This window comes from Spirosoma gilvum (assembly GCF_054776815.1).
Genome location: NZ_BAAHBH010000006.1, coordinates 196,344 through 210,433, shown reverse-complemented (window position 1 = coordinate 210,433; position 14,090 = coordinate 196,344). Strand labels below are relative to the sequence as shown.

At 50.1% G+C, this 14,090-nt stretch carries 9 protein-coding genes; all 9 read left to right on the top strand.

Annotation, left to right across the window (positions count from 1 at the left end):
• Window positions 1-49 precede the first annotated feature (49 nt).
• The 9 genes from ACYVFD_RS17335 (at window position 50) to ACYVFD_RS17295 (ending at window position 14,025) form a co-directional block, all read left to right on the top strand.
• Complete coding sequence (locus ACYVFD_RS17335) at window positions 50-1,198, top strand: putative Ig domain-containing protein (protein WP_461091566.1); 1,149 nt, start codon at window positions 50-52, stop codon at window positions 1,196-1,198.
• 71 nt (window positions 1,199-1,269) lie between these two features.
• Complete coding sequence (locus ACYVFD_RS17330; protein ID WP_461091564.1) at window positions 1,270-2,328, top strand: T9SS type A sorting domain-containing protein; 1,059 nt, start codon at window positions 1,270-1,272, stop codon at window positions 2,326-2,328.
• A 29-nt stretch (window positions 2,329-2,357) separates the two neighbouring features.
• Complete coding sequence (locus ACYVFD_RS17325; protein WP_461091562.1) at window positions 2,358-2,501, top strand: hypothetical protein; 144 nt, start codon at window positions 2,358-2,360, stop codon at window positions 2,499-2,501.
• A gap of 476 nt (window positions 2,502-2,977) precedes the next feature.
• The gene (locus ACYVFD_RS17320) at window positions 2,978-3,385 is read left to right on the top strand and encodes a hypothetical protein (RefSeq protein WP_461091560.1); all 408 of its coding nucleotides are present in this window, start codon (window positions 2,978-2,980) and stop codon (window positions 3,383-3,385) included.
• Between the two features lie 125 nt (window positions 3,386-3,510).
• Window positions 3,511-6,105, top strand: coding sequence for a DUF5686 and carboxypeptidase-like regulatory domain-containing protein (locus tag ACYVFD_RS17315; protein WP_461091558.1), 2,595 nt, complete (start codon window positions 3,511-3,513; stop codon window positions 6,103-6,105).
• 102 nt (window positions 6,106-6,207) lie between these two features.
• On the top strand, window positions 6,208-8,145 hold the full coding sequence (locus tag ACYVFD_RS17310; protein WP_461091556.1) for a tetratricopeptide repeat-containing sensor histidine kinase: 1,938 nt from the start codon (window positions 6,208-6,210) through the stop codon (window positions 8,143-8,145).
• Between the two features lie 33 nt (window positions 8,146-8,178).
• A complete protein-coding gene (locus ACYVFD_RS17305) occupies window positions 8,179-10,107 on the top strand; it encodes a tetratricopeptide repeat-containing sensor histidine kinase (protein ID WP_461091554.1) in 1,929 nt (642 codons plus the stop codon).
• Between the two features lie 4 nt (window positions 10,108-10,111).
• Window positions 10,112-12,064, top strand: coding sequence for a tetratricopeptide repeat-containing sensor histidine kinase (locus ACYVFD_RS17300; RefSeq protein WP_461091552.1), 1,953 nt, complete (start codon window positions 10,112-10,114; stop codon window positions 12,062-12,064).
• A gap of 32 nt (window positions 12,065-12,096) precedes the next feature.
• The gene (locus ACYVFD_RS17295) at window positions 12,097-14,025 is read left to right on the top strand and encodes a tetratricopeptide repeat-containing sensor histidine kinase (protein WP_461091551.1); all 1,929 of its coding nucleotides are present in this window, start codon (window positions 12,097-12,099) and stop codon (window positions 14,023-14,025) included.
• Window positions 14,026-14,090 lie beyond the last annotated feature (65 nt).

The following is a 14,090-nucleotide window of genomic DNA, read 5'->3' as shown; positions in this document are numbered from 1 at the left end:
ATACCTTTGGTATTAGTCCACTACCCAACTAGATAACCCCTCCACTATTATGCATTTACAATTACCAACTCGCGCCCTACCCGCCCTGGCCCGGTACCTTTGTGTACTGATCGGTCTAAGTGTTGCGGTTCATGTTTCAGCCGCCCCTGTGGTTACCCGAGCGGGCAGTTTCTCCAATCCCTGTGGATTGACTCCACCTACGCTCAGCCCGGCGTCTCAAACGGTTACCGTGGGGAGTGGGCCTGTTAGCGTTACGGCTACCGGGTGCTCTGGTGGCATTATTCAGTACTTTGGTAGTGGTGGTGTTTACACTGTTGCTCCTGGATCGGCGATCACGCTTCCTACCAGCGCTACGGGAACATTTGTGATACCTGCGTTGTGCTCGAAAAGTGGCTGTACCAGTGATATTGCCGAAGCCGTGGTAGTCGTTGTACCAGCGGGTGGTGATCCGAATGTCAACTCGCGTCCTGCGGTCGTTAATCCAATTGGTACGCTGAATGGTACAGTCAATGCCAATTTCACCTTTCAGGTTCCTTCAACCACCTTTAGTGATCCTCAGAACGATCAGCTAACGCTGACAGCTAACGGCTTGCCTCCTGGGCTGACGTTTAACGGACTTGTTATTAACGGCGCTCCTACAGTAGCAGGAAACTATGAGGTCACTATAACCGCAACGGATCCGGGTGGGTTAAGTACGAACACAATCTTCTCGTTCATTGTTGAAGGCGGCCCAGGTGTTCCACCGGATCTGTCTCCAACGATCACCCTCCCAAATTCTAACTTTGGGGCCTCCCCCGATAATTCACGGAATTTCATTGTAGATATCTTTGAAGTTTCGGGTCACCCAACCTCTAGTGGGAACGTCGCTATCACGGTTACAGTACCAGCCGGTTTTACCATCTCGTTTGATAATTCTATTACGAGTATCGCCGTAAGTGGTGGTAGTACTCAAACAGTAAATAATCCAAACTGGACGGTTAGCAGTAACATCAATAATCAGCAACTTTCGCTGCTGATGAACGGCGGACAACTTATTCCAGCCAGTGGAAAATCAACTGTCGGGTTTACCATTACCCGGACCACGGCAAATGCGGGCAGCGTTTCCAATATCAACATCAACGTGAATGATGATATTAATACGACCTACGATGGAAATAACGCCAACAATATATTCTCCCGAATTATACAAGGCCTATAAACTTTCTAGGGTCTCGATGGTTTACTCCTTCGAGACCCTGATGTTTTACATATAATCAGATGCAACTGAATATGATCAAGCGACTTTTACTTTTACTAACGCTGGGTTTATGCGGCAGCTATGCTTCTAATGCCCAGGATCCTAACGCCACCGGCGTTACCATCACCCCCAACCCCCTGCAGGTGGGCCAGTTCAGCAGTGTCACCGTCAGCTTCGGCAACGGTAGCTCCACCGACATCCCTCAGAGCGCTACCGCTACCTATACCATCAACCTGCCACCTAACGTGGGTGTGACAGCTGCGTCGGTAGCCGTTGTCTCTCCCGTAGCTGGTACCACCGCTAACCTGTCGCTCACCCAGGGAGCCTACAGCAGTGGCAGCGGCACCATCGTCACCGTCAAAAGTGATCTGGGTGTAGTGCCAGGTAATGCCATTTACAACCTGCTGCTCACCATCCGGGGCGTATCGGTTACGGGCGGTCTGCCCCCCAGCATCACGGCCAATGCTGTAGCCACCGGGCTGTCGACCAACAACAGTGGTAATGATAATGCCAACACGGCTGTAGCCGTTACCCAGGGTACAGTTCAGCCGGTAGGTCTGGTCTCCTTCACGGCTAAAGCCCAGGAAGATCAAACCGTGGCGCTGGCCTGGACCACCTCCTGGGAAGCCAACAACAAAGGCTTTCTCATCGAGCGCAGCAAAGACCTCAAACACTTCGAAACTGTGGGCGAGGTAACCGAGATCGGCTCCAGCAGCGAATCGCTGAAGAACTATCATCTCACCGACTACACTCCCTTCCGGGGCACCAGCTACTACCGCTTGACCCAGATGGATCTGGACGGTAAGTCGACGGTGCTCAAGGTGGAATCGGTGGTGTTGCGGGAAGGAGCCTATGGCGTGTTCCCCAATCCGGTGGTAGCCAGCCAGCAGTTCCGGGTGAGCCTGGATGAGCCCGAGACGGCGGTGTTGAACCTGTATGGGGCGGATGGCAATTCGGTCTCGGTTCAGAAGAGTGAGGTACAGGGCAGCAATCTGCTGCTGAAGGCCAATGGCCAGCTCACTACGGGGGTGTATGTGCTGACGGTGGAAGAGCGGGGCCAGCTTCGCAAACATCGAATCGTCATCCAGTAGATATCCAACCACATTTAACTCATTGCTCCATGAACTCAAAGGCTAACAATATACATCAACCGTCGCCCAAGAAGGCCTATAAATCACCCAAGCTGCAAGTGCTGGGGAATGTCAAGAAGCTCACCCTGAAGATCGGTTCCAACACCGATGGGTTTGGCGGTACTTTCGTCTAGAAAGAAGTAGGGCCTTTTACAAGGCATTAAATAAGGGCCTGATTCGGTTTAGCAGCGAGTCAGGCCTTTCCTATTTATAAGAAAGCGATCTACCATGCTGAGCTAAACGCTCTCCTAAATCTTCCCCGTTATAATATAGCGATTCCTATTCTTTTTACAGATCTCCCTGGACTATTGTCTAACTTCTTGGCTATATCTACCGGAAATTCGCTTTATACCACCCCTGTCCGCTTTGCAAAGATCGTTATACGGACAGAGTCTCAAGGCCTAACTGGATAATTTCTGCTAATAAAAGCGTACCACTGCAAAGCTTGTGGCCATTATTATTATCTATTCAATTCGATCTCATAAAAAGTCCACACTCTTCCAATTTATTTCTTAATTGCGATTTAGAATGTTGTTTGGGCCAAACTAGTACTTGGCCCATATATACAGCTAATCTCTATTTTGAAGAGTACAAGTAAGCATTAAGTTGTATGCGTTGGTTATACGGTCTGTTCTTAATTGGTGTGGGTCTGATATTATACCTAAGCTGGGAGCCTAACCCGGCCCTCCGTTCAGTTTGGTTCATTCCTAACTGGGTAGCTAAGTGGACAGATACGCACGCTCATGAAAGCTCACGAACTGGCGTGCCATTTATTCTTCTTAGTTTGCTAGTTGGATTGTCCCCTTTACTTACTGCTAAACCAGTTTACAACTGGTTGCTGGCTTTATTGCTTCTTCTCGCTGTGCTAGTTGTTGCCGAAATGGGTCAGCTATTCATATCCACCCGGCATTTTGATTGGTATGATATCGGCTGGGGAGCCATGGGCTCATTAGTAGGGCTACTAAGCGCAGCATTTATACAACTCATTCTTATCAAGCTGAATTGGCAAAAAAAGTAAGCTGTTCCCTTCAGTTCATTCGGCCATTTTAACAATTGGCTGGTCGAATCTTCCTGTTCATGTTTTAACTGCTTTTCTATGCAGGCTCATTGCTGGAGTTTTGCCGGTACAGAGCAGCAAACAACATGAAAACGAATGCATTACATTTCCTTTTACGCTTAACCCAGCTTCAGCGCAACCAGTCCTCATCGACGCAGTCCCGGTATGTTCACCTAACCAGTAGACTCCTGTTCTGGATGCTCCTGACAGGAAGTTTACCGGCTATGGCTCAGCAAACTCCTTCTACTAGTCTGTCAGGACACATAACGGATCAGAGTACAGGACAGGGGATTCCCTTTGCGTCGGTTGCGGTAAAAGGTAAAGCCATAGGTGCACAAGCCGACGCCGAAGGTACTTTCCATTTGTCGCTTCGCCAACCAGCCGATTCACTTATGGTGTCAGCGCTGGGATACCAGACCAGGACCGTAGTTGTCTCAGCCGGAGCGATACAGATTGGTTTGTCCCCTTCGGCAGCCCAGTTGGCCGAAGTGGTGGTGCATGCGGGCGAAAATCCAGCCTTTCGTATCCTTCGGGCGATCCATGCCTATCGGAAGCAGAACGATTTCAGTCAGTTGAGTGGCTATGAGTATGAAGCCTACAGCCAGCTCGCCATCCGCATGAATCAGCTCGATGAACGGTTCCGTAACCGGAAGCCCATACGCGCCATTTTACAGGCCCTGGAGCAGAAACAAGGAGGAAAACAACTACGGGAATTACCCGTATTCTTATCCGAAACGGTTTCGCATATCTACGCCCGTCAGCATCCGCAGCACCTCAAAGAGACGATTCAAAAGACCAACATCAGCAGTGTAGGCATTACGGACGATAGCTACGTTTCCCAGTTTACAGGAGCTGGCTTCAATACGCTCAATTTTTATAAAAATCAGGTAAGCCTGTTCAAGAAAGAATTTCTTTCTCCACTGGCCACGGGTGGGCGCACGGCCTACACGTATTTCCTGGCCGATACAACCCAGATGGGCGACCATACCTGCTATGGTATTGATTTCGACCCGAAGAACGAACGCGATCTGGTGTTTCGGGGTCGGATGTGGATCGATACGGCCAGTTACGCGTTGGTTCAAATCGAAGCGCATATCGGTTCAGTAGCCAATATTAACTTCATCAACCAGATCGATATTGATCAGCTATACGCAACGGTTTCAGACTCCGGTAAGATTTGGTTACCCGAAACGACGCATCTGACGGTTCAGGTGGGTGAGCTAGTCCCTCATACATTCGGTGCTACAGTCGATTACCTCACTACCGTTCGTCGGCCGATGGTCGGGCAACCCAAGTCCGTTGATTTCTTTACGGTTGATGTGGAGCTGGCGAACGATCGCTCGCAGTTTCCGGCCGACTACTGGCCAGCCCAGCGCGAGCCATCGACAGCATCAGCATCGTTCGACCAGACACGGGCTATGCTCGATACTGTCCGTAATTTACCCATCGTTAAAACCTATATGAAGGTCGGGCAATTTCTGCTGAACGGTGGGTACCTGCCTCTCTTTCGCGGTGTCGACCTGGGGTCTGTCTACTCCGTATGGGCGTATAATCCGGTTGAAGGCAATCGGCTGCGGGTGGGTCTGCAAACCAATAATCTTTTCAGTCGCCAGTGGCAATTAGCCGCGTATGGGGCATACGGTACTCGCGATAAGGTCTGGAAAACCGGTCTGGAAGTTAATTTTATTCCATCCCGACAACCGCTAACGCTGATCTCACTGAAACATAGCTACGAACTGGAGCGGTTGGGTTACCGGCAGGAAGATATTGCCGACAACTCCTTCTTCCGCATAACCAGTCGATTTGGCGCATACCGGCAGGCCTATTACCAGCGTGAAACGGCCCTCACAGCCCAACGTGATCTGGGCTCCGACTTTACCCAAACTGTAGGGGTCAGGCTCCGTACCATGAATATGCTATTTCCGTTTGCCATCGCGCAGCCGGGCGAATCCTCATTCCCAACGACTGCTAACCCAGTCATTCAAAGCCGGGAGTTTTTTGTAGAGACCCGCTATGCGCCTGGTCGATTGCCCGCCCGTCGGGTAACGGGTCGTCGGATTCGTCGTCGGCCAACCGAAACGGCTCCAATTGTGACGCTACGGTACACGCTCGGCACTTCAGCTGTTCCGGGGCATCGGATTGGCACTTATCACAAATGGCAATTGCAATGGGATCATGCCCTGCGCTGGGGTCTTTGGGGCAAAACGCAGTATTCGGTCCGGGCGGGTTATAGCCCTTCCCTCCTGCCCTATCCTTTGCTGGAGATGCACCTGGGCAACCAGACACCTTTTTACAACCGCAATGCCTTCAACCTGATGAACTACGCCGAGTTTACCAGTGATCAGTATGTTTCGCTGGCGGTCGAGCACAAATTCGATGGGTTACTGACAAACCGTCTTCCGTTGGTCCGGCGGTGGGGCTGGCGTTCGTTTGTAACGGGTAAGGTGCTGTGGGGGCATCTGAGCAACGAGAATCGGGCGCTGATGGCAACTCATGATGTCAACGGCAAACCGATTTCGCCCATTCGTTCGCTTGGCCAGGCTCCCTATGCGGAAGTAGGTTACGGGGTCGAAAACGTATTCAAATCCCTACGAATCGAAGCCCTGCATCGCCTAACCTATCGGGACCATCCGGGCGTTACACCCTTTGCCGTGAAAGTATCGATGCAGATCAGTCTTTAACCAATAGAACCGCCCGGGCGGTTCTATTTACCTTTTGCTAAAGACATTATAATTTGGGCAATATTTCATTGATATTTATGGGATTATCGATAACTCGTTATCATGACATCCTGCTTCTATCGAATTGCCTTTATCCTTACAGTAACTCTACTGGCAAAGCCATTTGCGATGGCTCAGGTGCCTAATTCGCTCGATTCGGTTCGGGTTTACCTCAAAACCCATACAACCCAGGACACCAATTATGTTATTGCCCTGAATGTAGTAGGTCGTGAGCTTCACTCGGGTGCAAATCCGGACTATGCCGCTGCCGACTCGATTCTGCAAGTTTCCGAACAGCTGGCCAGCAAGCTACACTATGGTCTGGGTTTGGCGAAAGCCTTCACCAATCGGGGGTCCATCTATTACCTGACCGACCGACCTCAATTAGCCCTTACTTATTTCCAGAAAGCCTTAACAACAGCCGAAAGCTACAAGCTTACCCCTCGCTTCCGCCTTGGAGCCGTAACCAATGTAGAGGCTGCCTACGAAAAGCTCGGTCAGTACAGTAAAGCTGTCGATATGGGGCTTCAGGCGCTTCGGGTACAGGAGCAGTCTGCTATTCAGCCGCGTATTCCCACGATTTATGGCGGTATTGGCAATGCCCTGCGAGCCATGAAAAAGTATAGGGAAGCGCTCAGCTACTACCAGCAGGCATTAACCCTAAATCAGGCACAAAAAAATACCCGTGGTATGGCCATCATTGAAAACAATATGGGCATCTGCTATGATAAACTTAAACGATACGATCAGTCAGTACCCGTCTACAAAAAAGCCCTACAGCACGCACGAGAGGTAAAATTCGACCTTCTTCAGGCCGATATTTTGGTCAATATTGGGCTGGTGCTGAATGTAACAGGCCACTCGCAGGAAGCTATTCCTTACGTTGAGCAATCATTGGCCATCTGTCGAAGCCAGAATCATAAAGGAGGCATGGCTACGGCTTACTTCAACCTGGGCCGTATTTATGAAGACCTGAAACAGTATCAGCCTGCCGAAGCTAACATGAAAAAAGCAATGGCGCTGGCTACCGAACGGGGGGATAAAGAACAGATTGCTAACTACACGCAGGCCCTGGCCGATTTATACGGCGGGCAGAAAAATTTCCAGCAAGCTTACGTGTACCAGCTTGAAAAAAATAAACAGATCGACTCGGCCACGGCTGTTCGGACCAGTGCCGAAGTACAACGATTGGTAGCTAGCTACGAGACCGAGAAAAAAGAAGCACAAATCAAACTCCTTCGCCAACAGGCTCAACTCCGGGAGGAAGAGCTAGCCCGCCAGCGATTTCAGCGAAATACACTGTTGTCTGGTGGCCTCCTCCTGCTGTTGTTGGGGGCATCGGTGAGTGCCTGGTTGCTCAATCGCTCCAAACTCAAGCGGCTGGAAGAAGCCCAGGCCTTACGAAAACAGATTGCCCATGACCTGCACGATGAAGTGGGCAGCACGCTGTCCAGCATTTCTTTATTGAGTGGGCATACGAATGAGCTACTGAACCAGAATCGCCCGGAGTCGGCCCAGAAGATGGTACAGAAAATTTATACCGACGCCCGTCAGATCCTCGAATCCATCGATGAGATCATCTGGACCATCAACCCCGGAAACGATTCCTTACAGCGCATTGCCCTGCGGCTTCAGGAGTACGCCCAGCCCCTGATGGAATCCAAACACATCACGTTCAGCTTCGTCGTCGATCCGACACTGGATCAGATCCCGGTACCTATGGAGGTTCGCCGGAATCTGTATCTGATTGGGAAAGAAGCCATCAACAACCTGATTAAGTACTCAGAAGCAACAAAGGCAACCGTCAAGTTTGAGCAGAAAGAAAATCAGCTACAAGTACTGATCGAGGATAACGGGCGTGGATTTGAACCAGGTCAGACGAGTAGTCGAAACGGGCAGGCAACTATGCAGCAGCGGGCACAGGCCATGGGCGGCTCGCTGAATATTCAATCCATTCCTGCACAGGGAACCCGACTTGTGTTAACCGCATCGCTTGCCTGACAGGAGCGCATTCACGACCTATCGACATTCGCCATGAAGCCCTTCCTCCTTTCTGCTATCGTCAGTTGCCTCTGCTTGCTGAATAGCTTTACCACGACCGCACAAATTCCCAATTCGCTGGATTCACTGGAAGTGTTCCTGAAAACCTATACCGCCCGCGACTCGGTTTATGCACGCGCCCTCAACCGGACAACTCGCAAGCTGATCTACGAAAAAGCGGCTTACGAACGAGCCGACTCATTGAGTCAGCGATCAGAGGTACTGTGTCGCCAGATTGGCTGGTGGACGGGTATGATTGCGGTTTATAACTTACGGGCGACACGCTATTTATTGACAAATCAGCCAGCCAACGCCCTGACCAATTTTCAGAAGGCCGTCGACGTGGCCCAAACCCATAACGCCCCAAAGCAGGATGTCTACGACATGATGGCCAATGTTTCGATAGCCTATGGTAAACTGGAACAGTGGCCAAAAGTGATGGAGAACTCGCTGAAAGCCATTCGATTTCAGGAGCAATATGGGCTTATTCCCCGGTCGAATGCCTGGTCGAGTGTGGGCGATGCGCTAAAAAATATGGGGAAGTTCCGGGAAGCTCTCCCCTATTTCCAGCGGGCGCTGGTGATTGCCAAAGCGAGTGACAACCCTAGGAATGAAGCCGTTGCCGAAAACGAATTAGGCAATAGCTATGATGATCTGGCCAAACCAGCTCTGGCCCTCAACCACTATCAGATAGCCCTAAAGCTGGCGGAGAAAATAGGATTTGAGCTCCTGCAAACGGATGTTCTAACCAACATTGCCCGCATGATGAATCAGTCGAAACGCCCGGCCGATGGCCTGCCGCTTGCCCTAAAGGCGCTCCGAATTTCGAAAGAGCAACAAAATAAAGAGTCTATCGTTTCGGCTTCCATGACTCTCGGTCGGCTGTATGAATCGCTTAAGGATACGAAAAAGGCAGAAGCGTACTACAAAGAAGCGCTGACGACAGCCGAAAGCGACAACAAACACGCCGATGCCCAGGAGGTCCGTCAGGCCCTCACTGACTTTTACGCGAAACAGCAGAACTACCAACAGGCGTATGCATTTCAGGTGGAGAAAAATCGCCTGATCGATTCGGCCGCAGATGTGCGTGTCGAAGTGGCTGTTCACCGATTGCTGGCTCAGTACCAGACCGAGAAGAAAGAAGCCCAGATTAAACTACTCCGTCAGCAGGCTCAACTGCATGATAAAGAAGCGGAACGGATACGTCTGCAAAACAATGCCCTGATCCTTGGCAGTTTACTCATCTTATTACTGGCCGGAACAGCCTCGGCCTGGTTGTTGAACCGCTCCAAACTTCGCCGGCTGGAAGACGCCCAGAGACTCCGTAAACAGATTGCTCACGACCTGCACGATGAAGTGGGCAGCACGCTGTCCAGTATTTCCATGCTCAGTGGTCATACCGATACGCTGCTGAGCCAGAATCGCCCCGAGTCAGCCCAGAAAATGGTCCAGAAAATTTATACCGACGCCCGCCAGATCCTCGAAGCCATCGATGAGATTATCTGGACCATCAACCCCGGTAATGATACGTTACATCGGATTGCTCTACGCCTGCAGGAATACGCCCAGCCCCTGATGGAATCCAAACAAATCCGGTTCTTGTTTCAGATTGATCCAGCATTGGAGGGCTTACCGATTTCTATGGAGGTCCGCCGAAGTCTGTATCTGATTGGAAAAGAAGCCATCAACAACCTGGTCAAGTATTCGCAGGCAACTGAAGCTACCGTTCGCTTCGAATACAAAACCAACCAATTGCAGGTTCTGATCGAAGACAATGGCCAGGGTTTTGACACGACTCAGACCGGCAGTCGAACCGGACAAAACAGTATGCGGCAACGGGTGCAGGCCATGGGCGGAACGCTGGCCGTATATTCAGCCCCTAAAAAAGGGACTAGCCTGGTAGTAACAACCTCACTCAGCTAAACGAATGCCTTCTTCAAGCCCTCTTAAGCGTTTGTTCTTTTTTCTAACAGCGATTTTGATCCTGCTATTGGCTGGTAATGGCTCCGCTCTGGCGCAAATCCCCAAATCACTGGATTCACTGGAAACCTACCTTCAAACCCATACACAAACCGATACAAACTATGTGATCGCCTTAAATGAATTGGGTAATCTGACGACCCGCAAAAAAGCCGATTATAACCGAGCTGATTCCATTCTGCGCGTTGCTGAAAAACTAGCCATCCGGCTAAACTTCGGACGAGGTATTTACCGGGCGAATACCAATATGGGCTCCAATTATTACCTGTCGAACCGGCCACAACAAACCCTTGAATCGCTTCGAAAAGCGCTCTCCATCGCCGAGACCTATAAGCTTGATACTCGTACAATAGCCCGAGCCATGACCAATCTGGGAACGGCCTATCGGAATGCTCGTCAATACGAAAAGTCGATTGACGTTTATCTGCGTTCGCTACGCATACAGGAGCAGTACAACCTACAACCTAGAAACGAAGACACCTACAATGGGATTGGCTTAGCGCTGAAAGATATGAAGCGAATCCGCGATGCCATCGGCTATTTCCGACAGGCCCTTGTACTAAACCAAAGCCAGGAAAACGCGTATGGTGTGGCCATCTGCGAGCAAAACATTGGCAAATGCTATGATGATCTGGAACAGGAAACAAAAGCACTGACCTTTTATAAATCAGCCCGTAAGCACGCTCAGCAGGCAGGGTCCGAATTATTACAGGCTGACATTTTAGTCAACACAGGACTAGCTCTACGCAAACTAAAACGGTTTGATGAGGCCAAACAGGCCATTGAACAGGCACTGGCGATTTCCAGAAAGCAGGAAAATCAATCGGCTATGGCTACGGATTATTTCAATCTGGGGCAAGTGTATGAAGAGCTGAAAGACTATAAGCTGGCCGAGCGATACATGAAACAGGCACTTTCCCTAGCCAATGAACTGGACGACAAAACGAAGATTGCCATCTATACGCAAGGCTTAGCCGATTTATACGGCGGACAGAAAGATTTTCAGCAGGCTTACGTCTACCAGCTCGAACGCAATCAGAAGATCGATTCCACCACCACTATTCGAACCAGTGCCGAAGTACAACGATTGGTGGCTAGCTACGAGACCGAGAAAAAAGAAGCACAAATCAAACTCCTTCGCCAACAGGCTCAACTTCGGGAGGAAGAGCTAGCCCGCCAGCGATTTCAGCGAAATACACTGTTGTCTGGTGGCCTCCTCCTGCTGTTGTTGGGGGCATCGGTGAGTGCCTGGTTGCTCAATCGCTCCAAACTCAAGCGGCTGGAAGAAGCCCAGGCCTTACGAAAACAGATTGCCCACGACCTGCACGATGAAGTGGGCAGCACGCTGTCCAGTATTTCCATGCTCAGTGGGCATACGGATACGTTGCTGAGCCAGAACCGCCCCGAGTCGGCCCAGAAAATGGTGCAGAAAATTTATACCGACGCCCGTCAGATTCTCGAATCCATCGACGAAATCATCTGGACCATCAACCCCGGTAATGACTCGTTGCAGCGGATTGCATTGCGCTTGAAGGAATACGCCCATCCCCTAATGGAATCCAAACAGATTCAGTTCACCTTTGTCGTAGACCCTTCGCTGGATCAACTCCCGGTATCCATGGAAGTCCGCCGGAATCTATATTTAATTGGTAAAGAGGCCATTAATAACTTAGTAAAGTATTCACAGGCGAGTCAGGCTAAGGTCCGTTTTGAGCTGAAAGACAAGCAACTACAGGTTGTTGTTGAGGACAATGGTCTAGGGTTTGTGCAGGATGAAAGCAGTAGCCGTAATGGACAGACCAGCATGAAACAACGCGCTGAAGCCATAGGCGGATCGCTGAACGTACAATCCGTTCCTGAACAGGGGACTCGCTTAGTGGTAACTACGTCAATTACCTGATCAATAGCCAATCTAAACCCATACCAAACACCATGAAACATCCTTCCTATTTCCTGCTGATTGCGTTTCAGTTGACAATGCTGTGTCGTGGTGTTTTAAACGCTCAGATTCCTAAATCACTGGATTCGCTGGAAATCTATGTGAAGGCCCACCCTCCTGTTGATACCAATTATATCCAGGCAGCCTGTAGTCTGGCATTCGAATTAGATACCAAGAAAGCAGCTTACCTACGTGCCGATTCGTTGTTGCAGATTGCCGAAAAGGTATCCTTCCAACTCGACTACGGGCGGGGTTTAAATCGTACTTATAACATCATGGGCACTACCTGCTACCTAACTGACCGACCAAAGGAAGCACTAGGGTTTTTCCAGAAAGCATTAAAAATAGCGGAACAGTACAAACTCTCTCCCCGGGCAATAGCGCAATGTTTATCGAATATAGCCATAGCCTATAATAAATTAGGGCAGCCCGATAAGGTGGTAGAAACTGAACTTCAATCCCTGCAACTTCAGAAACAATATCACCAGAAACCACTCCCATCCAGCTATGAAAATATCGGCAACGCGCTTAAGCGGATGCTCAAACCGAGCGAAGCCATTGGGTATTACCAACAAGCCCTGGCGATAAAGAAAACCGATAATAACCTGTTCGGAATGGCCGTCACCGAGCACAATATTGGTCGCTGTTACGATGATTTGAATCAGGAGAAGAAGGCTATAAGCCATTACAAAACAGCGCTTAGCTTTATCCCTGGCACCGACTATGAACTGCTTCGATCAGACATTCTGGGCAATATTGGCTTAGCGCTACGGAAAGACAAACGCTTTCAGGAAGCCAAGCCTTATCTGGAAAAGTCATTGGCGATGGCCATTGAGCAGGGGAATAAAGAAGCAATTGCTCCAGGCTACTTCATGATGGGCCGGTTCTATGAAGAGTTGAAAGATTATAAGCAGGCTGAATACTACATGAAAAAAGCCCTGAGGCTGGCCAACGAACGAGAGGATAAAGAAGGTATTGCAAATTATACCCAGGGGCTGGCCGACCTATACGGTGGCATGAAAGATTTCCAGCAGGCTTACGTCTTCCAGCTCGAACGAAACCAGCGAATGGACTCCTCAACTACGGTCCGCACCAGTACCGAAGTACAACGCATGGTGGCCAAGTACGAGACTGAAAAAAAAGAAGCCCGTATAAAACTGCTTCAGCAGCAAGCCAGGTTTAATCAGCAGGAGGCCGAGCGTACTCGATTCCGTACCAATGCCTTGCTCATTGGAGCAGCTCTGTTGTTATTGCTCAGTGGAGCTGTCAGTGCCTGGCTACTCAACCGGGCCAAACTGCGCCGGCTGGAAGATGCCCACAAACTCCGCAAACAGATTGCCCATGACCTGCATGACGAGGTGGGCAGTACCCTGTCCAGCATCTCCATGCTCAGCGGCCATACCGATACGTTGCTGAGCCAGAACCAACCTGAGTCGGCTCAGAAAATGGTGCAGAAAATCTACGGCGACGCCCGCCAGATTCTGGAAGCCATCGATGAAATCATCTGGACCATCAACCCCGGCAATGACTCCTTACACCGGATCGCGTTGCGCCTACAGGAATACGCCCAGCCCCTGATGGAATCCAAAGGAATCATTTTTCACTTCTCGGTCGACTCCTCACTGGACGATTATCCCGTATCGATGGATGTACGTCGGAACCTGTATCTGATTGGTAAAGAAGCGATTAATAATCTGGTTAAATACTCACAGGCAACCCAGGCGACCTTACGATTTGAGCTTCAGAACGATCAGCTTAGGGTACTGATTGAAGATAATGGACGAGGATTTGACGCGGCTAAAGCCAGTCAGCGAACGGGACAAAGTAGTATGAAACAGCGGGCTCTGGCTATGGGTGGCACATTAGCCGTACACTCAACACCAGGGCAGGGCACCCGTTTACAACTGATTATGAACCCGTGAGAATCATACATTTATCCGATTTCCCAGCATAAACAGACGAACTACTTTTGTTGAGTAAGTAACGG